Origin of the sequence: Mesorhizobium sp. WSM4312, assembly GCF_002294875.1 — a bacterium.
GTDB lineage: Bacteria > Pseudomonadota > Alphaproteobacteria > Rhizobiales > Rhizobiaceae > Mesorhizobium.
Window position 1 is genome coordinate 64,863 of the sequence record NZ_NSFU01000019.1, and the last position, 19,877, is coordinate 84,739.

The window sequence follows — 19,877 nt, forward strand, 5'->3', positions numbered from 1 at the left end:
GCAAGAGGGAGGAAGAGCAGATGATTACAAGACGGAGCTTACTGAAAGCGTCGGCGGCGACAGGTCTTGCGCTCGCCGGTTCTCGGCTGGCGACGCCGGCGCTCGCGCAGGGCGCCAAGATTCGCCTGGGCTATGTTTCGCCGCAGACGGGGCCGCTCGCCGGCTTCGCCGAAAGTGATGCGTACAACATCAAGGCTTTCCTCGCATCCGAGGCGGGCAAGAATTTCGACGTCATCGTCAAGGACAGCCAGTCGAACCCCAATCGCGCGGCCGAGGTGGCGAAGAGCCTGATCGTCGACGACGAAATCAACCTGATGCTGGTCGGCTCGACGCCCGAGAACACCAACCCTGTCGCCACCACCTGCGAGGCGGAGGGCGTGCCCGTCATCTCGACTATGGCACCGTGGCAGCCCTGGTTCATTGGCCAACAGGGCAATCCGGCCGATCCGTCGTCGTGGAAGCCTTTCAAGTTCGCCTATCATTATTTCTGGGGCCTCGAAGACATCATCGCCGTCTACACGGGCATGTGGAAGCAGCTTTCCTCCAACGGCAAGGTGGGCGGGCTGTTCCCCAACGATGCCGACGGCAATGCCTGGGGCGACCCCAAGAACGGGCTGAAGCCCGGCCTAGATGCCGCAGGCTTCAGCCTCAGCGATCCCGGCCGCTATCAGAACCTCTCGGACGATTTCACCGCGCAGGTCAACGCCTTCAAGGCGGCGAATGCCGAGATCGTCACCGGCGTCGTCATTCCGCCCGACTTCACCACTTTCTGGAACCAGGCCCGCCAGCAAGGCTTCAAGCCCAAGGCGGTGACGGTGGCCAAGGCGATCCTCTTCCCGCAATCGGTCGAGACGCTCGGCGACGCCGGCCACAACCTCTCGTCCGAGGTGTGGTGGTCGGCCTCGCATCCGTTCAAGTCGTCGGTGACGGGTCAGAGTTCAGCGGACCTGACGGCGGATTTCACCGCCAAGACCGGGCGCCCGTGGACCCAGCCGATCGGCTTCGTCCATTCGCTGTTCGAGGTGGCGGCCAATGTCATGGGCCGCGTTTCGGATCCGTCGAATGCCGAGGCGATCGCGGCGGCGATCGCGGCCACCGACATGACGACCGTGGTCGGCAAGGTGGCCTGGGGCGGCGCGGGGCTGCCGCCGTTCGCGGCGAAGAACGTCTGCAAGACGCCGCTCGTCGGCGGCCAGTGGCGCAAGAAGGCGAGCGGCGGCTTCGATCTGGTGATCGTCGAAAACGCCACCGCGTCCGAGATTCCGACCGCAGGCAAGATGGAAGCCCTGGCCTGACGCCGCAGAGGGCGGCGGATGCCGCCGCCCTCGTTCGGCGCGACCCGAGGATGACAGTGATGATACTCAGGCTGGAAAACGTCTCGAAGTTCTTCGGGGCCTTGAAGGTTACCGATGGCGTAACCGTCTCGGTGCGGCGCGGCGAGGCGTTGGGCATCATCGGCCCGAACGGGGCGGGGAAGTCGACGCTCTTCAACCTGATCACCGGCAATCTGCTCGCCAATGAGGGCCGCATCGAACTCCTCGGCCGCGACGTAACCCGCGCCCCGGCCATGGATCGGGTGCGCATGGGTGTCGGCCGCAGCTTCCAGATCCCGCAGCCCTTCGAGGGGCTGAGCGTGTTCGAGAACCTCTTGACCGCAGCCGCGTTCGGCCGGGGCGGCCGCGAGGCCGAGATGGTCGACGATTGCGCGCGTATCCTCGAAGAGACCGAACTTCTCAGGAAGGCCAATGTGCTGGCCGGATCGCTGAGCCTTCTCGACCGCAAGCGCCTGGAGCTCGCCCGCGCCCTGGCGACGGGACCCGAGCTGCTGCTTCTGGACGAGATCGCGGGCGGGCTGACCGAGGGCGAATGCAAGGCGCTGGTCGCGACGATCAAGGCCATCCACGCCAAGGGAACCACGATCATCTGGATCGAGCATGTGCTGCATGCTTTGACGTCGGTGGTCGAGCGGCTTCTCGTGCTGGATTTCGGGCGCGTGATCGGGATCGGCGCGCCGGACGCGATCATGGTCTCGCAGCAGGTTCGCGAAATCTATCTGGGGCTCGAGGTCTGATGCTGCTGGAGACGCGCGCCCTCACCGCGAATTACGGCCAGTTCCGGGCGCTGTTCGGCCTGGATATCTCCGTGGCGGCGGGCGAGTGCGTGGCGATCATCGGCGCCAACGGCGCGGGAAAGTCCACGCTGATGCGCTCGATCACGGGCGTGATCCGCAACGAGGCCGCCATGGTTCTGCACCGGGGCGAGCCCATCGGCGCGCTGTCCTCGGCCGAGATCATGAAGCGCGGCATCGCCATGGTGCCGGAAGGGCGCCGGCTCTTTGCCTCGCTGAGCGTTGAGGAAAACCTGCTGATCGGCGGGCAGGCGCGCAAGGCGCCGGGGCCGTGGAGCCTGGAGTCGGTCTACGACCTCTTCCCGATCCTGCGCGAGCGGCGCAAAAACCCCGGCACGGCGCTCTCGGGCGGCCAGCAGCAGATGGTCGCGATCGGCCGGGCGCTGATGTCCAATCCTGAATTGCTGCTGTGCGACGAGATCAGCCTCGGCCTCGCGCCCGTCGTCATCCGCGACATCTACGCAGCACTTCCCAAGGTCCGCGAAAGCGGCGCCGCGATCGTGCTGGTGGAGCAGGACATCGGCAAGGCGCTGGCGGTGGCCGACCGCGTCTACTGCATGATGGAGGGCCGGGTGACGCTGGTCGCCAAGGCGGCCGATGTCACGCGCGAAGAAATCCATTCCGCCTATTTCGGAGTGGCGGCATGACGAGGCAGCCCTGCATGCCCGCGCAATTTTCCCGCCGCCTGATGACGGGGGCGCGGCGATGATCTGGCTGGACACCCTCGTGCAGGGAATGCTGCTGGGCGGGCTCTATGCGCTGTTCGCGGCGGGGCTGAGCCTGGTCTTCGGCATCATGCGGCTGGTGAACCTCGCCCATGGCGACCTTATCGTCTTTGCCGCCTATCTGGTGCTGATGGGCGTCACGCTGCTTGGCCTGTCGCCCTGGGTCGCCGCGCTCATCGCCATGCCGGTGATGTTCATGCTTGGCTGGCTGCTGCAGGCCGCCGTGCTGAACCGGGTGCTTGGCAAGGATATCCTGCCGCCGCTTCTCGTCACGTTCGGCCTGTCGGTTGCTCTGCAGAATGGGCTGCTCGAAGCCTTTTCCGCAGACAGCCGGCGCATTCCGGCAGGCGCGCTGGAGGGGGCCTCGCTCGATCTCGGGCTGGTCACGGTGGGCGTGATGCCGCTGATGACCTTTGCGTCCGCGATCTGCGCCATCGTGGCCTTGAACGGGCTCTTCTATCACACCGCCCTCGGCCGTGCCTTCCGCGCCACCTCGGACGACGCCGTGACGGCGGGCCTGATGGGGATCGAGCCGAAACGGGTGTTCGCCATCGCCACCGGGATCGCGATGGTCGTGGTGACGCTGGCGGCGCTCTATCTCGGCATGCGGGCGAACTTCGATCCCTCGATCGGGCCGGCGCGGCTGATCTATGCCTTCGAGGCGGTGATCATCGGCGGCCTCGGCAGCCTGTGGGGAACGCTTGCGGGCGGGATCATCATCGGCGTGGCCCAGACGGCCGGCGCGGCGGTGAATCCGGAATGGCAGATTCTGGCGGGCCACATCGCCTTTCTGGCCGTGATGCTGCTCAAGCCGCGGGGCCTGTTCCCGCGCGCAGTGGATTGAGGGCGGCATGTATCGGCTGACAACCCGCACCCGCGCCGGAACTGCCACGGAGATCGCCGTGATTGTTCTCGTCGTGGCCGGGCTCGCCTTGCCCGCCGTGACCTCGCGCGGTGTCATACAGGACCTGTTCTTCATTCTCACCATGCTGACGCTGGCGCAGATCTGGAACCTGCTGGCGGGCTATGGCGGTCTCGTCTCGGTGGGTCAGCAGGCATTCGTCGGCATCGGCGCCTATGCGATGTTCGCTGGCGTGATCCTGCTCGGCTGGAACCCGGTTGCCGCGATCCTGCTGGGCGGCCTTGCGGCGCTGGCTCTGGCCGTTCCCACGGCCTTCTTCGCCTTCCGCCTGCAGGGTGCTTACTTCGCCATCGGCACCTGGGTGATCGCCGAGGTGACGCGGCTGCTGATCGCGCAATGGAAGGCGCTCGGCGGCGGCACCGGCACCTCGCTGCCACGCGAGGCGACCAGCAACATCATGGGCACGGATGCGATCCGGACGCTGTTCGGCGTGCGCGAGGCGGCCGCCCGCGACATTCTCGCCTATTGGCTGGCGCTGGCGCTGGCCGTGGCCGTCACCGGCTGCATCTACTGGCTGCTGCGCAGTCGCCTCGGGCTGGCGCTGGCGGCCGTGCGCGACAATGTCGATGCGGCCCAGGCGGTCGGCGTCGATGTCGGGCGGCTCAAATGGGCGGTGTTTCTAATCGCCGCGGCCGCCACCGGACTGACCGGCGCGCTGATCTTCGTGCAGACGGCCCGCATCTCGCCGGAGGCGGCCTTCGCCGTCACCGACTGGACGGCCTATGTCATCTTCATCGTCGTCATCGGCGGCATAGGCACCATCGAGGGGCCCATCGTCGGGGTGCTGGTGTTCTTTGCGCTGCGTTCGGCGCTGGCCGACTACGGCAGCTGGTACCTGATGACACTCGGCCTCGCCGCCATCGCGGTGATGCTGTTCGCACCGAAGGGGCTGTGGGGGCTGATTTCGGCCCGCACCGGCCTGCACCTGTTTCCGGTCCGCCGCAGGCTGGCCGGTCCGAAGATCGAGGGAGGAATTTGATGGCGGATATCGAAACCGACGTGCTGATCGTGGGCACGGGCCCGGCCGGCTCGGCCACGGCGGCACTTCTCGCCAGCTCCGGCGTCGCCAACATGGTCGTGAACCGCTACCGCTGGCTGTCGAATACGCCGCGTGCCCACATCACCAACCAGCGCACCATGGAAGTGCTGCGCGACCTCGGGCCGGAGGTCGAGGCCGAGGCCGTGATGCACGCCTCGCCGCAGGAGCTGATGGGCGAGAACGTGTTCTGCGAAAGCCTGGCCGGCGAAGAGCTTGGCCGGATGAAAAGCTGGGGCACCGACCCGCTCTCCAAGGCTGAACATCTCCAGTCGTCGCCGTCCTTCATGAACGATCTGCCGCAGACCTTCATGGAGCCGATCCTGTTCAAGACGGCGTGCGCGCGCGGCACGCAGGCGCGCATGAGCACCGAATATGTCAGCCATGTCCAGGATGCGGACGGCGTCACCACGACCTGCCGCGACAGGCTGTCGGCCAGGGACTTCACCGTGCGGTCGAAGTTCCTCGTCGGCGCCGATGGCGGCAACTCGCTGGTGGCCGAGCATCTGGGCCTGCCTTTCGAGGGCAAGATGGGCGTCGGCGGGTCGATGAACATCCTGTTCCGGGCCGATCTTTCGAAATACGTCGCGCACCGGCCAAGCGTCCTCTACTGGGTCATGCAGCCCGGTGCCGATGTCGGCGGGATCGGCATGGGTCTCGTTCGCATGGTGCGGCCGTGGAACGAGTGGCTCATCGTCTGGGGCTACGACATCAACCAGCCGCCGCCCGATGTGACGCCCGAACTGGCAACCGGCGTCGCGCGCCAGCTGGTCGGAGATCCCGAGCTCGAGATCGAGCTCCTGGGTGCCAACACCTGGACCGTGAACAACTGCTTCGCCACGCACATGCAGAAGGGGCGGGTGTTCATCATGGGCGACGCCGCGCACCGGCATCCGCCCTCGAACGGGCTTGGCTCCAACACGTCGATCCAGGACGGGTTCAACCTCGCCTGGAAACTCGCCAAGGTCGTCAAGGGGCAGGCGGGGATCGGGCTGCTGGACAGCTACTCGGCCGAGCGTGCGCCGATCGCGCGCCAGATCGTGACGCGCGCGAACCAGTCGATCGCCGAGTTCGGCCCGATCTTCGAGGCGCTCGGCATGGATGGCGGCGTGGATCACGACAAGATCCAGAGGAACATGGAGGCCCGAGCAGACGCTAGCCCGGCGGCCGAAGCGCAGCGCGAGGCGCTGCGCAAGGCCATCGCCTTCAAGAAATACGAGTTCGACGCCCACGGCGTCGAGATGAACCATCGCTATGCGTCGGGCGCCGTGGTGACCGACGGCCACCCCGAGCCGGCTTTCGAGAAGGATCGCGAGCTGCACTATGCGCCCACGACCTGGCCCGGCGCGCGCCTGCCGCATGTCTGGGTGTTCGAGCGCGCGGGCAGGAAGCTCTCGACACTCGACCTTTGCGGACATGGCGAGTTCACGCTGTTGACCGGCATTGGCGGCGAGGCGTGGCTCGCCGCCGCGGAAATGGTCGCCGCGGAACTCGGTCTGCCGATCCGCACCCATGTGATCGGCCCGCGCCGCCCGATCGAGGACCATACCGGCGACTGGGCGCGCGCACGCGAAATCCGCGACTCCGGCTGCCTGGTGGTGCGCCCCGACCATCACGTCGCCTGGCGTTCCGAAACGCTGGCGGCCGATCCGGCGACCGAGCTGCGCCGCGTCTTCAAATCCGTTCTGGCGCGCTGAGGAGGATCCCATGACCGACGAACACGAACACGGCTATTTCACTGAAGCCAACTCGGCCGAAGTCGTCGTGGCGCGCAACAAGAACGCCAAGGACCAGCGGCTCGGCCAGGTCATGGAGGTCATCACCCGCAAGCTGCACGAGGCGGTGAAGGAGATCGAGCCGACGCAGGAGGAATGGTTCGAGGCGATCATGTTCCTGACGCGGACGGGCCAGATCTGCAACGAGTGGCGGCAGGAGTACATCCTGCTGTCGGATATCCTCGGCGTCTCGATGCTGGTCGACGCGATCAACAACCGCAAGCCGTCCGGCGCCTCGGAATCCACCGTGCTGGGGCCATTCCATGTCGCCGACGCGCCCGAACTGCCGATGGGCTCGAACATCTGCCTCGACCAGAAGGGCGAGCCGATGTTCGTGCATGGCCGCATCCTCGACACCGAGGGCAACCCGATCGCTGGCGCCAAGATCGATGTCTGGCAGGCCAATGACGAGGGCTTCTACGATGTGCAGCAGAAGGGCATCCAGCCCGACTTCAACCTGCGCGGCGTCTTCCGCACCGGTGCGGACGGACGCTACTGGTTCCGCGGCGCGAAGCCCAAATACTACCCGATCCCGGATGACGGGCCGGTCGGCAAGCTGCTCGGCGCGCTGGGGCGCCACCCCTATCGCCCGGCGCATCTCCACTACATCGTCGAGGCCGAGGGTTTCGACGCGCTGACCACGCACATCTTCGATCCGGACGACCCGTATATCGATACGGACGCCGTCTTCGGGGTGAAGCAGAGCCTGCTCGCCGAGTTCCGCAAGGTCGAGGATGCCGAAGCCGCGGCGAAGGCCAAGGTTGCCGCGCCGTTCTACGACGTCGAGTTCGATTTCGTGCTTTCGCGAAAGAAGAAGTGACCCCCGCGCCGTGGGTGCCGCGAAGGCGCCCGCACGCAGGTCGGTATCGCGTAAAAATGGGAGGAAACTGATGGCCGCACTTCAGAAGATGTTCGATGTCAGAGGCAAGTCGGTGATCGTCACCGGTGGCGCCAGCGGCATCGGCCAGGCCTATGCAGAGATCATGGCCGAGCATGGCGCGAAGGTCTGCATCTTTGACCTGAACCCCGCCGGGCTGGACAAGACCGTCGCCACGATCAGGGCCGCGGGCGGCGATGTCTGGGGCCAGGTCGTCGATGTCGGCGACCGCGCGGCGATGGCCCAAGCCTTCGACAAGGTGGCCGACAAGGCGGGCTCGATCGATGTCGTGTTCGCCAATGCCGGGATCGACGCCGGACCGGGCTTCAACAGCCCGACCGGCGAGAGGAACCCCGAGGGCGCCATCGAGAACCTGGCTGACGAGCACTGGGACAAGGTGATCGAGATCAACCTGACTTCGGTCTACACCACCATCAAGCATGCCGTCCGGCACATGAAGCCGAATGGCGGCGGCCAGATCATCGTCACGTCGTCCATCGCCTCGCTGATCAACGAGAGCATCGTGGGCACGCCCTACATGCCCGCCAAGGCCGCGGTGAACCATCTCGTGCGCCATATGGCGATGGAACTCGGCGCCTACAACATCCGCATCAACGCCATTCTGCCCGGCCCGTTCATCACCAACATCGCCGGTGGCCGGCTGCGCAATCCGGCCGACCGCCAGGCCTTCGAGGCCCAGTCGCTCGTCGGCCGCATCGGCGATCCGGAGGAGATCAAGGGGCTGGCGCTATACCTGGCGTCGCCCGCCGCGTCCTACGTCACCGGCTCGCTGATCGTCATCGATGGCGGCTCGCTGCTGCGCATGACTTGAAGGAGCTTTGAACCGACGCCGGTCTCGTCGAGGGGACGGGCCGGATTAACCCAGGGAGGAAATGACATGACCTACTACAACAGACTCGTGAAATCGGGTTTGCCCAGCCGCCGGACCGTGCTGAAGGGGATTGGGGCCGGTGTTGCGGCCGCCAGTACGCTGGCCATGCCGCGCTATGTGCGCGCCGCGACCGCTGGCAAGATCAAGCTTGGCTATCTCAGCCCCACCACCGGTCCGCTCGCCCTCTTCGGCGAGACGGACGGCTACACCTTGCAGAAGATCCGCGCCCTGCTCGGCGGCCAGCTGCAATGCGCCAACGGCAATACCTACGAGATCGAGATCCTCGATCGCGACAGCCAGTCCAATCCGAACAAGGCATCGGAAATCGCCGGCAACCTCATCCTGAACGACGAGGTGCACCTGCTCGTTCCGGCTTCGACCACCGACACGATCCTGCCCGCGGCCGAACAGTCGGAACTCTATGAGACGCCGTGCATCTCCTCGGGCGCGCCCTGGCAGGCCGTGATCATGCCGCGCGGCGGCGGCAAGCAGACCTTCGACTGGACCTACCATTTCTTCTGGGGTCTCGACGAAGCGCTGAATACCTTCGTCGGGCTCTGGAACCATCTGGAGACCAACAAGAAGGTCGGGATGCTGTTTCCCCAGAACGTCGACGGCGAGACCTGGGGCAATGACGAATACGGCCTGCCGGCGCCGACCCGCAAGGCCGGCTACGACGTCGTCGTGCCCGGCTACTTCCAGCCGCGCACCAATGATTTCTCCGCCCAGATATCCGAATTCAAGAAGCAGGGTTGCGACATCATCGGCGGCATCACCTATCCGGACGATTTGAAGACCTTCGTCACCCAGTGCAACCAGCAGGGCTTCAAGCCGAAGGCGGTCACGGTGGCGGCGGCGCTGCTGTTCCCAGGCGGTGTCGAGGCGATGGGTCCGCTCGGCGCCGGCATGTCCTCCGAGGTGTGGTGGACGCCGGCCTTCCCGTTCAAGTCGTCGCTGACCGGGCAGGTCAGCCGCGACATCGCCGACCAGTGGGAAGCCGATGCGAAGCGGCAGTGGACGCAGCCGCTGGGCTATTCGCATGCCTTGCTCGAGGTCGCGCTCGACATATTGAAGCGCTCCTCCAATCCGCTCGACCGCCAGGCCAACCGCGACGCGCTGGTCGCCACCGATCTGCAGGCGCTGGTCGGCCACATCAAGTTCGACGGTTCGCCGCACAAGAACATCTGCAAGACGCCGATCTTCGGCGGCCAGTGGGTGAAGGGCGAGAAATGGCCCTACGACCTGAAGATCGTCGACAACACGGTCAATCAACTCTTCGCGCCCCAACAGGCGATCAAGCCGATCGCCTGGTGACATGAGCAGGGACGCGGAAGGATCCATGGATAGGGCAATCCTGCTGACGGCGCGCGGCGTGTCGAAGTCCTTCGGCGCCGTCCGCGTCCTGCATGAGGTGAGTTTCGACGTGCATCGGGGCGAGGTACTGGGCATCCTCGGCCCGAACGGGGCGGGCAAGACGACGCTGTTCAACATGATCAGCGGCGATTTGAAGGCATCCGGCGGCGAGATCCAGCTCGGCGACACGGCGCTGCGCGGCGAGCCGCCCTTCCGTCGCTGCCAGATGGGAATCGGACGGACCTATCAGATCCCGCGTCCTTATTCCGGCATGACCACCTTCGAGAACCTGCTGGTCGCCGCCGCGTTCGGCGGCGGCCGGTCGGAGAAGCAAAGCTATGCTTTCTGCGCCCAGGTGCTGCGCGATTGCGAGCTTTCCGACAAGGCCAATGTCTCAGCCGGCGCCCTGACGCTGCTCGACCGCAAGCGGCTGGAACTGGCGCGCGCGCTGGCGTCGGATCCGAAGCTGCTGCTGCTGGACGAGATCGCGGGCGGGCTGACCGACGATGAATCGAAAGCGCTGGTGGCGCTGGTGCGCCGCATCCGCGACCGCGGCATCACCATCGTCTGGATCGAGCACGTACTGCACGCGCTGCTGGCGGTGGCGGACCGGCTGTTGGTGCTGAACTTCGGCGAGAAGATCGCCGAAGGCGTGCCCGCCGAAGTGATCGCGCTGCCCGAGGTCCAGCGCGTCTATATGGGGATCGAGGCATGACGGCCGTTCTTTCCACCCACGGGCTGCTGGCCCGCTATGGCGATTTCCAGGCGCTCTACGGCATCGACATCGAGCTGCACCAGGGTGAGGCCGTGGCCCTGATCGGCGCCAACGGGGCAGGCAAGTCCACCCTCCTGCGTTCGATCATGGGCCTGCTCCCGGTTGGGCGCGAGATGGTGCGGCTGCACGGCGACCCTGTCGGTGGTACCGCGACCGACCGCATGGTGCAGAAGGGCGTCGCCATCGTGCCGGAGGGCCGCCGCCTGTTCACCGGCATGTCGGTCGAGGACAATCTGCGCGTCGCCATCGACCAGGCCGCGCGCATGGGCGCCAAGGGCGGATGGACGCTGCCACGGCTGCACCAGCTGTTCCCGATCCTCAAGGAGAAGGCCCGCACGCAGGTGCAGAGCCTCTCGGGTGGGCAGCAGCAGATGGTGGCCATCGGCCGCGCGCTGCTGTGCCAGCCGCGCGTGCTGCTTTGCGACGAGATCAGCCTCGGCCTTGCGCCCAAGGTGATCCGCGAGATCTATGCCGCCTTGCCCGAAATCCGTGCCACCGGGACGGCGATGATCGTGGTCGAACAGGATGTCGGCCTCGCCCGGACCGCCTCGGACCGTCTCTACTGCATGCTGGAGGGGCGCGTGACCCTGACCGGCAGGTCGGCCGAAATCACGCGCGAGCAGATCGGCAAAGCCTATTTTGGAGCGGGCCATGGAGTGGTTTGACGCCTTGGTGCAGGGGATCCTGCTGGGCGGCATGTATGCCCAGTACGCGCTCGGCATGGCGCTGATGTTCGGCGTCATGCGCATCGTCAACATCAGCCATGGCGATCTGGTGATCCTGCTGTCGCTGATCGGCATCTCGATGGCCACGGCCTGGGGCCTGGGACCGCTGCCTGTGCTGATCGTGTTGGTGCCGCTCGCGGTGCTGATGGGCTGGGTGCTGCAGAAGGCCGTGCTGAACCGGGTGGTGGGCAGCGACCCGCTGCCTTCGCTGATCGCGACCTTCGGACTGTCGATCGCGCTGCAGAACCTGATGCTGCAGATCTGGTCCGCGAACAGCCGGTCGCTGCCCGGACATGGGATCGAGAGCCAATCCATCGAGATCGGCAGCGTCTATGTCGGCCTGCTGCCGCTGATCGTGCTGGCGGTCGCCACGGGCCTGACCTGGGGCCTCGATCTGACATTGAAGCGCACGCGCTTCGGCCGGGCGCTGCGCGCCGCGTCGGCCGATGTCGAGGCTGCGGCGATGACCGGCATCAACCCGCGCGCCGTCTATGCGATGGCGACGGCGGCGGCGGTCGGCATCCTGGGCTTTGCCGCCGTCTTCCAGGCGCTGCGGTCGACCGTCGCGCCGGCCGATGGACCGGCCCAGCTGATCTACGCGTTCGAGGCGGTGATCATCGGCGGCATGGGGACGGTATGGGGCGCCTTCGTCGGCTCGATGGTCCTCGGCATCTCGCAGGCCATTGGCTTCCGCATCGATCCGGGCTTTGGCGTGCTCGCCGGACACATCGTCTTCCTGATCGTGCTGGCGACCCGCCCGCAGGGCCTGTTCGGAAAGGCATTGACATGAGTGCGATCCCCTATGTGGAAACCGAGGCGCCCGAAGTCCTGGTGCAGCGCCAGACCCGCTCCGGTCGCGTCGCGATGACGCTGGCGGTGCTGGCGATGATCGCTGTCGCGGCCATGCCGTGGTGGGCCTCGACCGGCACGATCCGCTCGATCCTGGTGTTGTGCTGCTACATCGCCGTCGCGCAGATGTGGAACCTGCTCGCCGGCTATGCCGGCCTTGTCTCGGTGGGCCAGCACGCCTTCATGGGCGCGGCCGGCTATGCGCTTTTCGTGTTGGCGCAGACTTACGGCATCAATCCGTTCGTGGCGGTCTTCATGTCACTGCTGGTGCCGGCCGCACTTGCCGTGCCGATCTACCTTTTGCTTCATCGCCTGGATGGCCCGTATTTCTCGATCGGCACATGGGTGGTGGCCGAGGTCTTCCGGCTGACCGCCTCGAACCTGCCGCTGGTCAATTCCGGCGCGGGCATGTCGCTGCGCGTGATGAAGGATTATTCGGCCTTCGAGCGCAATGTCGCCATGTCGCTGCTCTGCGCCGGCATGCTGCTGGTCACGCTGGGCGGCAGCTACTGGCTGCTTCGCTCGCGCTTCGGCCTTGCGCTGATCGCCATGCGTGACAATCCGGTTGCGGCAGCCAGCCAGGGCGTGAATGTCGCAAAGCTGCGCTTCCTGGTCTATGTCGCGTCGGCGGTCGGCTGCGGCCTTGCGGGCGCGATCTATTTCATGGCGCAGCTGCGGATCACGCCGGGTTCGGCCTTCGACCCGATGTGGGCGAATGTGGCGATCTTCATCGTCATGGTCGGCGGGATCGGCTCCATCGAGGGCGTTCTGATCGGATCCCTGATCTTCTTCATCGCCGACCGCTGGTTCGGTGAATACGGCGCAACCTATTTCGTCGTCCTCGGCCTGATGACGCTGCTGGTGGCGCTCTACGCCCGCACGGGCATTTGGGGCCTGATCTCGAAACGGTGGGATGCGCCATGGTTCCCGATCCGACGCAAGCTCGTCGATCCGGACCGCTGAGAGGGAGGTTCTTATGAAAGCAGCCATCTTTGACACGGTCGGCAGTCCGCTGCGCGTCGGCACGGTGCCGGACCCGACGCCGGCGCCCGACGAGGTCGTCCTGCGTGTCGCCGCTTGCGGCATCTGCGGCAGCGACCTGCACATCACCGAGGATCCGGTGCCTTTCGGCATCGGCGGAGGCTTCGTTCTCGGTCATGAATTCGCCGGTGACATCATCGCGCTGGGATCACGCGTGGCGGGCCTTGGGGTCGGTGATCGTGTCGCCGTCGTGCCGATGCGCGGCTGCGGGCACTGCCAGGCCTGCAGGCGCGGCGATCCAGGCCGCTGCCCCGACATGGTGCTGATTGGTGGCGGCTATGCGCAATACGCGGCCGTCACCGCGCGCCAGTGCCATGTCTTGCCCGAAGAGGTGGCACTGGAGGACGGCGCGCTGGCCGAGCCGCTCTCGGTCGCGCTGCACTGCATCGTGCGCTCGGGCATGAAACCGGGAGACCGGGTCGTGATCCTGGGTGCCGGACCGATCGGCCTGCTCGTCGCCTTCTGGGCGCGGCGGATGGGGGCGTCGTGCGTGGTCGTGGCCGATATCCACAGCCATCAGCGCGACCGCGCGCTGGCGCTTGGCGCGACCGGGTTCGCGCTATCGGGCAACAGGCTGGCCGAGAACCTTGCCGATCTCTGCGGCGGTGCGCCTGATATCGTCTTCGAATGCGTCGGCAAGCGCGGTCTCATCGACGCGGCGGTCAAGGCGGTCCGGCTGCAGGGCACGGTGGTCGGCGTCGGGCTGTGCATCGGCGGCGACGAATGGGACCCGTTCGTCGCGCTGACCAAGGAAGTAAACCTGCTGTTCTCGGTCTTCTTCCATCAGCGCAACGAGTTCGGCGTCGCCCTCGATGCGCTGCGCGGCGGACCTTTCGCGCCGCAGGCGCTGATCACCGATCGGATCGACCTCTCGCCGGTTCCGCAGGTTTTCGAGAGCCTTCGCCGCCGTACCACGCAGTGCAAAGTGCTGATCCAGCCCGACCTTGTCTGAGGAGGAATAAGAATGACCGTTCAGTTCGAAACGCTCGACTACGATGTCGGCGGCATAAAAACGGTGGTGAAGGCCATCGGCAAGGGCAAGCCCGTGCTGTTCCTGCACGGTGCCTCGACGCTGGAAGGTTTCGACTTTGCAGCAGGTCTCGCCGACCGGTTCCGCGTTCTGTGCCCCAGCCATCCGGGCTTCGGCTTTTCGGGTGCCGCGCCGCATGTGGCTGGGATGTCCGACATGGTTCTACACTATCTGAACCTGCTCGATGCCCTGAAACTGTCGGAAAAACCTCATCTCATCGGCTTTTCCATGGGCGGCTGGATGGCGACGGAGCTGGCCGGCCTTGCCCGCGAGCGCTTCGACAAGGTGGTGCTGGTCGCGCCGGCAGGGCTCAACGATCCCGCGCACCCGGCCACCGATCTGGGCGCGGTCGCGCCGCAGGAACTGCCGGCCTTTCTGTCGCATGACGTCTCGGTGGCGTTTCGCTATTTCCCCGACGGCTCCGACCCGGCCTTTGCGGAGGCCTTCGGCGCCGACCGCGCCCGCGAAGGCGAGACGCTGGGCCGCCTGCTGGCGCCATTCGGCATGGGCCACCCCAATCTGCGCCGCTTCCTGGCGCGCATCACCAATCCGGCGCTGGTCGTCTGGGGCACCAAGGACCGTCTGCTACCGGCCAGCCAGGCGCCACTCTTCGTCGCGGCGCTCCCGGACGCACGCCTGATCCTGGTCGAGGATGCCGGCCATTTCGTCATGCAGGAAAAACCAGAAACGCTGAACAAGATCGGCGACTTCCTCGCCGGCTGATCACATTTCAAACAAGGAGGAGAAAACGATGAACAAACCCATCAAGCATGGCTCATGGGGAACGACCGTCGACCATCGCGACCTGCTGGAGAAGATCGCCGAGATCGGGCCGATCCTGGAAGCCAATGCCGCCGCCGACGAGGAGAGCGGCGAACTGACCCAGGCTACGTTCGAGGCGCTGAAGCCGCTGCGCATGTCGCATATCTTCGCCGCCGAGAGCCTTGGCGGCGCGCAGTTGCCACCCACGCAGGGCCTTGAGCTGATCGAGGCGATCACCTGGCATTCGGGATCGGCGGGCTGGGTTTCGATGGTGCATTGCTGCATCGGCGCGATGTCGGCGGCCTTCCTGCCGGACAGTGCGGTCGCGCGGCTTTTCGCGCCGGGCACCGACAACCGTTTCTCGGGGCAGGGCGCGCCGCTGGGCATGCTGAAGAAGGTCGACGGTGGCTATCGGCTGAACGGCAAGTGGAGCTATGGCAGCGGTTTCAGCCACGCCACCTACAGCCACAGCGCCGCCTTCGTCGATGACGGCACCGGCAAGCCCGCCAAGGACGAGAACGGCAATGTCATCGTCATGTGCGCGCATGCGCCGATTTCCGAGCACAAGCAGCTCGGCAATTGGGACGTGCTGGGCCTCGGCGGCACCGGCTCCATCGACTATGCGGCCGAGGAGGTCTTCATCGCCGACGATCTCGTCTTCCCGATCCTGACCGCGCCGCCGCTGCGCCAGAAGGAGTTCTTCAGCCTCGGTGTCGTGGGCCTCGCCGCCATCGGCCATACCGGCTGGGCTCTCGGTGCCGGCCGGCGGATGCTGGACGAGATCGCCAAATTCGCCCGCTCGAAGTCGGGCCGCGCCGGGCTGATCGGCGAGAGCGAGAAGTTCTGGCACGACTATGGCCGCGCCGAGGCCCGCTATCGTGCCGCCCGCGCCTTTGTCTTCGAAACCTGGCGCGACGTCGAGGCGACGGTCGAGGCCGGCAACAGGATGTCGACGCGGCAGATCAGCCTTGTGCATCTGGCCAAGTCCGAGATTCACGAAGTTGGCGTCGATATCTGCAACTTCGCCTACCGCGCAGGTGGCGGTGCGTCGCTGCGCGCCGGTGTGATCCAGCGCACCTTCCGCGAGATGATGGTGGCGGCCAACCACTTCACGATCGCGCCGTCGATCGTCACCTCGGCCGGCCGCGACATCGGCGGCATGTGGAGCGACCGCGTCTGGCAGTTCTACGACCTGATCGAGAAGAAGTAGTCCGAAGGGCCGGGCGGGTGGACACCGCCCGGCCGCCTTTCCACGCAGCAGAAGAGACATGTCGATGAACGCGCCGCATCCGATGACCAACGCCTTTCGCGAAGCCTTTCGCCGCCATCCGGCGGGCGTCGCCGTGATCACGGCCGACCCCGGCGACAGACCGGTGGCGATGACCGTGTCCTCGCTGATCTCGGTGAGTGCCGCGCCGCCGGTCGTCGCCTTCTCGCTATCGATGAAATCGACCTCGTCCGAGCCCCTGCTGCGGGCCGAGACCATGGTGATCCACCTGCTCCGCTTCACCGATATCGACCTGGCGCAACTCTGTGCGTCGAGCGGCGCGGAACGCTTCCCGCCCGGGGGCGCCTGGGCGCGGCTGCCCACGGGCGAGCCGCGCTATACCGGCGTTTCGACCTGGTTTCGCGCACGCCGGCTCGGCCTGTTGCCGATCGAGGGTGCGACGCTGGTCGCGGCGGAGCTGCTGGAAGGCGAGGTGCAGCCGGACGAGGTCCCTCCTGAGGCGCATTCGCTGGTCTATCTCGACCGTCGTTGGCATCGCCTGCACAAGGAACTGGACGGCGTGGCCGAGCTGCTCGATACGTCCCGTTTTCTGTAAGCCCGCCTGTGCGCGAGGCGGGCTCAAAATATCGCTCGACGAAATGGCGAGTGGCCATCGCGCTGCCGGAAGGGCTGCCACCCGCCGCGGGTGATCCCTGCGTTAATTTGGGTTCCCCAGGCCGTTTTTCTTACGCCACGCCTCATACTCTGCGCGGGCGTCGTCATGCAGCGGATAATAGCGTTGCAACGGGGCGCCCTGGAGGAGCTTCTCGCGTGAGAACTCTTCCCAGTCATGATGCTTCTTCGCCTCTTCGATGACCTTTGCGGCCATTGCGACAGGAACCACCACGACGCCATCATCGTCGGCAACGATGATGTCGCCGGGGATCACCGTGACACCGCCGCAGGCAATCGGAACGTTGACGGCATTGGGATAGATGCTGGTCTGCACATGATAGTTCGGCGTCCAGCCGCGCAGCCATAGCGGCAGGTCGAGCTTCTCGACATTGGGCCTGTCGCGCATGCATCCATCGATGACGATGCCCGCGCCGCCTCTGCCCTTGAAGTAGGTGGACATCATATCGCCGAAGACACCCGAGCTCATGTCGCCGCGCGCGTCGACCACGACCACGTCGCCGTCCTGGGCGTGATAGAGCACGTGCCGATGCAGTTGCGTCTCCGGATCGGCATATTCTCCCTCGTTGAAGAGATCCGGCCGCTGCGGCAGGAACTGCAGCGTCAGCGCCGGCCCGACGATCGACTTGCCGTGGTTCTGCGCCACCGGTCCGACCATATGCGGATTGCGGAAGCCCATGTGGCCGAGCGTGCCGGCAACGGTCGCGGCGCCGATCTCCCTCAGTCCCTCGATCAGGTCCTTGGGCGGCCGGATGATGTCGGAGGTATGCGTCATGGTGGACTCCGGTTGAAATTGAACTACCAGTTGGTGACAGAACCATCGCGGCGCTTGAGGTGGGGCGCTTCCCAGAAGCGGAAGCTCTGCGCCTGGATCGCCGCCTCATTGACCTCGACGCCGAGCCCCGGCAGATCGCCGACCGGATAGGCGGGGCCGTCGAGTTGCGGTTGCACGGGGAAGAACTCGGAACTGTCGAAACCCAGCTTTCTTTCCGGCACCCTGGTCTCGAGCCAGGCGAAATTGGGGACCGCGGCGGCGAGATGCACGGTCGCGGCCGTGCACACCGGGCCGAGCGGATTGTGCGGCATCAGGTCGACATAGTGCGCCTCGCTCCAGCCAGCGATCTTCATCGCTTCGGTGAGCCCGCCGACATTGCAGACATCGAGCCGGTTGAACTGATGGATGCCGCGCTCGATGTAGGGCAGGAACTGCCACTTGCTGGCAAATTCCTCGCCGATGGCGAACGGGATGTCGGTCATCGTGCGCAGGGATTCGTAGGCTTCCGGGGTTTCGTCGCGTATCGGTTCCTCGAGGAAATCGAGCACGCCGCGGCCGAGCTTGTTGCAGAAGCTCGCCGCCTCGGCCACCGACAGCCGATGATGATAGTCGATGCCGAGGACGGCGTCGTCGCCCAGGGCCTCGCGGGCCTTGTTCAGCATCCGCGCGGTCACGCCGATCGACTCGCGCGGCTCGAAGATGTCCTTGCTGCTTTGCCCGGCGGGGAAGAAGCGGATCGCCTGCCAGCCCTGTTCGTACAATTCGCGGGCTCGTTCGATGGCAACATCGCCCTCGGCCTCGTCTCCGGTCGAGGCGAAAGTGGGGACGCGGTCGCGCTGCTTGCCGCCGAGCAATTCGTAGACCGGCACGCCCAGCGCCTTGCCCTTGATGTCGTGAAGCGCGATGTCGATGGCGGAAATCGCCGCCTGCAAAACGCGGCCGCCTTCAAAATACTGGCTGCGATAGGCCTCTTGCCAGATGCGGCCGATCTGCAGGGGATCGCGGCCGATGAGGAATTCGCGATAGTGTTCGACCGCGCCGGTCACGGCCCTCTCGCGGCCGCTCAAGCCGCTCTCGCCCCAGCCGAAGATGCCCTGGTCGGTCTCGACCTTCACCAGCATCTGGTTGCGCGTTCCCACCCACACCGGGTAGGGCTTGATCGCGGTGATCTTGAGCTTCGTCGTCATCAACGCCCACGTCCCAAACGCCTGTCTCAGGCGGCCTCGAGAGCCATTTCAGTTTCGCCGTCGAACAGGTGCATCCGCTCCTGGTCGAACTCGAGCCAGATCTGCTCGTCAGGTTTGACGGCAATGTTGGGGGACACGCTGATGTTGACGATGGCGCCGGAGAGCAGCGCCTGCACGAAGGTGACGTCTCCGGTTGGTTCCACCGTATAGGCCTTGGCCGGAATGGCGCCGGGGACCGCGCTTTTGTGGAGTTTGATCGTCGAGTGTCGCGCACCGAGCACGATCTTCCTGGTGGTCGCACTCTGGGCCTTGCGCGCGTTGCGTTGCGACAGCTGGAGGCTCCAGCCTTCCGCGCTCTTCAGGACGGTGTCGCCGTTTGCCATCGATGCCTCCAGCGGAATAAGGCTCATCGCCGGGCTGCCGACGAAGCTGGCGACGAACATGTTGGCGGGATGCGCGAAAACCTGCGCCGGCGAATCATATTGCTGCAGATAGCCGCCGTTCATCACAGCCATCCTGTCCGCCATGGTCACGGCCTCGAGTTGGTCGTGCGTCACATAGACGATCGTCGCTTTGAGATCCTGATGGAATCGCTTGATTTCGGAGCGCATCTGCACGCGCAGCTTTGCGTCGAGATTGGAGAGCGGTTCGTCCATCAGGAACACCGCCGGATCCCGAACGAGCGCGCGGCCGAGTGCCACGCGCTGCTGTTGCCCGCCCGAGAGTTCGCGCGGCTTGCGCTCGAGCAACTGCGTCATGTCGAGCACCCGCGCCGCTTCCCGGACCTTCTTGTCGATCTCGGCCTTGGGCAGCTTGCGCATCTGCAGCGGGAAGGCGAGGTTCATATAGACCGACTTTTGCGGATAGAGCGCGTAGTTCTGGAACACCATTGCGATGTCCCGGTCCTTGGGGTCGAGGTCGTTGACCACCTGGTCGCCGATGACGATGTCGCCAGATGTGATCGGGATCAGCCCGGCGATGAGGTTGAGCGTCGTCGTCTTGCCGCAGCCAGAGGGGCCGACAAGCGCGACGAACTCGCCGTCATTCACCGTCAGCGAAACCTCGTTGACGGCTTTGAAGCCGCCATAGGTCTTGACGAGATCTTTGAGGACCACATGGGCCATC

At 65.8% G+C, this 19,877-nt stretch carries 20 protein-coding genes; 17 read left to right on the forward strand and 3 right to left on the reverse strand.

Annotated elements, in window-relative coordinates:
• Positions 1 to 20: 20 nt before the first annotated feature.
• The 17 genes from CK228_RS27545 (at position 21) to CK228_RS27625 (ending at position 16,713) form a co-directional block, all read left to right on the forward strand.
• Positions 21 to 1,295 carry an ABC transporter substrate-binding protein gene (locus CK228_RS27545; protein ID WP_095789849.1) on the forward strand — a complete coding sequence of 425 codons (1,275 nt, stop codon included), beginning with the start codon at positions 21 to 23 and terminating at the stop codon, positions 1,293 to 1,295.
• A gap of 56 nt (positions 1,296 to 1,351) precedes the next feature.
• Complete coding sequence (locus CK228_RS27550) at positions 1,352 to 2,071, forward strand: ABC transporter ATP-binding protein (protein ID WP_210202904.1); 720 nt, start codon at positions 1,352 to 1,354, stop codon at positions 2,069 to 2,071.
• Complete coding sequence (locus CK228_RS27555; RefSeq protein ID WP_179296069.1) at positions 2,068 to 2,775, forward strand: ABC transporter ATP-binding protein; 708 nt, start codon at positions 2,068 to 2,070, stop codon at positions 2,773 to 2,775. The genes CK228_RS27550 and CK228_RS27555 overlap by 4 nt, the downstream gene beginning before the upstream one ends.
• A gap of 58 nt (positions 2,776 to 2,833) precedes the next feature.
• Positions 2,834 to 3,697: a branched-chain amino acid ABC transporter permease gene (locus CK228_RS27560; RefSeq protein ID WP_095774995.1), complete on the forward strand. Its 864-nt coding sequence runs from the start codon at positions 2,834 to 2,836 to the stop codon at positions 3,695 to 3,697.
• A 7-nt stretch (positions 3,698 to 3,704) separates the two neighbouring features.
• Complete coding sequence (locus tag CK228_RS27565) at positions 3,705 to 4,754, forward strand: branched-chain amino acid ABC transporter permease (RefSeq protein WP_095789851.1); 1,050 nt, start codon at positions 3,705 to 3,707, stop codon at positions 4,752 to 4,754.
• Complete coding sequence (locus CK228_RS27570) at positions 4,754 to 6,508, forward strand: FAD-dependent monooxygenase (RefSeq protein WP_095789852.1); 1,755 nt, start codon at positions 4,754 to 4,756, stop codon at positions 6,506 to 6,508. Before CK228_RS27565 ends, CK228_RS27570 begins: the two co-directional genes overlap by 1 nt.
• Positions 6,509 to 6,518: 10 nt before the next feature.
• Complete coding sequence (locus CK228_RS27575) at positions 6,519 to 7,406, forward strand: intradiol ring-cleavage dioxygenase (RefSeq protein WP_095789853.1); 888 nt, start codon at positions 6,519 to 6,521, stop codon at positions 7,404 to 7,406.
• Positions 7,407 to 7,476: 70 nt separating this feature from the next.
• The gene (locus CK228_RS27580; RefSeq protein WP_095789854.1) at positions 7,477 to 8,295 is read left to right on the forward strand and encodes an SDR family NAD(P)-dependent oxidoreductase; all 819 of its coding nucleotides are present in this window, start codon (positions 7,477 to 7,479) and stop codon (positions 8,293 to 8,295) included.
• A 66-nt stretch (positions 8,296 to 8,361) separates the two neighbouring features.
• The gene (locus CK228_RS27585; protein WP_095789855.1) at positions 8,362 to 9,669 is read left to right on the forward strand and encodes an ABC transporter substrate-binding protein; all 1,308 of its coding nucleotides are present in this window, start codon (positions 8,362 to 8,364) and stop codon (positions 9,667 to 9,669) included.
• A 25-nt stretch (positions 9,670 to 9,694) separates the two neighbouring features.
• The gene (locus CK228_RS27590) at positions 9,695 to 10,423 is read left to right on the forward strand and encodes an ABC transporter ATP-binding protein (RefSeq protein WP_095774989.1); all 729 of its coding nucleotides are present in this window, start codon (positions 9,695 to 9,697) and stop codon (positions 10,421 to 10,423) included.
• A complete protein-coding gene (locus CK228_RS27595; protein ID WP_095789856.1) occupies positions 10,420 to 11,148 on the forward strand; it encodes an ABC transporter ATP-binding protein in 729 nt (242 codons plus the stop codon). Before CK228_RS27590 ends, CK228_RS27595 begins: the two co-directional genes overlap by 4 nt.
• The gene (locus tag CK228_RS27600; RefSeq protein ID WP_095789857.1) at positions 11,135 to 11,998 is read left to right on the forward strand and encodes a branched-chain amino acid ABC transporter permease; all 864 of its coding nucleotides are present in this window, start codon (positions 11,135 to 11,137) and stop codon (positions 11,996 to 11,998) included. The genes CK228_RS27595 and CK228_RS27600 overlap by 14 nt, the downstream gene beginning before the upstream one ends.
• Positions 11,995 to 13,020 (forward strand): branched-chain amino acid ABC transporter permease, encoded by a 1,026-nt coding sequence (locus CK228_RS27605; RefSeq protein ID WP_095789858.1) that lies wholly within the window; start codon positions 11,995 to 11,997, stop codon positions 13,018 to 13,020. The genes CK228_RS27600 and CK228_RS27605 overlap by 4 nt, the downstream gene beginning before the upstream one ends.
• A 13-nt stretch (positions 13,021 to 13,033) precedes the next feature.
• The gene (locus CK228_RS27610) at positions 13,034 to 14,050 is read left to right on the forward strand and encodes an alcohol dehydrogenase catalytic domain-containing protein (protein WP_095774986.1); all 1,017 of its coding nucleotides are present in this window, start codon (positions 13,034 to 13,036) and stop codon (positions 14,048 to 14,050) included.
• A 12-nt stretch (positions 14,051 to 14,062) separates the two neighbouring features.
• Complete coding sequence (locus CK228_RS27615; RefSeq protein ID WP_095789859.1) at positions 14,063 to 14,851, forward strand: alpha/beta hydrolase; 789 nt, start codon at positions 14,063 to 14,065, stop codon at positions 14,849 to 14,851.
• A gap of 28 nt (positions 14,852 to 14,879) precedes the next feature.
• The gene (locus tag CK228_RS27620) at positions 14,880 to 16,100 is read left to right on the forward strand and encodes an acyl-CoA dehydrogenase family protein (protein WP_095774984.1); all 1,221 of its coding nucleotides are present in this window, start codon (positions 14,880 to 14,882) and stop codon (positions 16,098 to 16,100) included.
• A 58-nt stretch (positions 16,101 to 16,158) separates the two neighbouring features.
• The gene (locus tag CK228_RS27625) at positions 16,159 to 16,713 is read left to right on the forward strand and encodes a flavin reductase family protein (protein ID WP_245318270.1); all 555 of its coding nucleotides are present in this window, start codon (positions 16,159 to 16,161) and stop codon (positions 16,711 to 16,713) included.
• A gap of 102 nt (positions 16,714 to 16,815) precedes the next feature.
• On the opposite strand, the gene CK228_RS27630 is transcribed toward CK228_RS27625, so the two are convergent.
• The 3 genes from CK228_RS27630 to CK228_RS27640 are packed head-to-tail and all read right to left on the reverse strand — an operon-like array spanning position 16,816 to position 19,876.
• A complete protein-coding gene (locus CK228_RS27630) occupies positions 16,816 to 17,565 on the reverse strand; it encodes a ribonuclease activity regulator RraA (RefSeq protein WP_095789860.1) in 750 nt (249 codons plus the stop codon).
• Positions 17,566 to 17,588: 23 nt separating this feature from the next.
• The gene (locus CK228_RS27635) at positions 17,589 to 18,752 is read right to left on the reverse strand and encodes a mandelate racemase/muconate lactonizing enzyme family protein (RefSeq protein ID WP_095789861.1); all 1,164 of its coding nucleotides are present in this window, start codon (positions 18,750 to 18,752) and stop codon (positions 17,589 to 17,591) included.
• Between the two features lie 26 nt (positions 18,753 to 18,778).
• Positions 18,779 to 19,876 (reverse strand): ABC transporter ATP-binding protein, encoded by a 1,098-nt coding sequence (locus tag CK228_RS27640; RefSeq protein ID WP_095789862.1) that lies wholly within the window; start codon positions 19,874 to 19,876, stop codon positions 18,779 to 18,781.
• Between the last annotated feature and the right edge of the window lies 1 nt (position 19,877).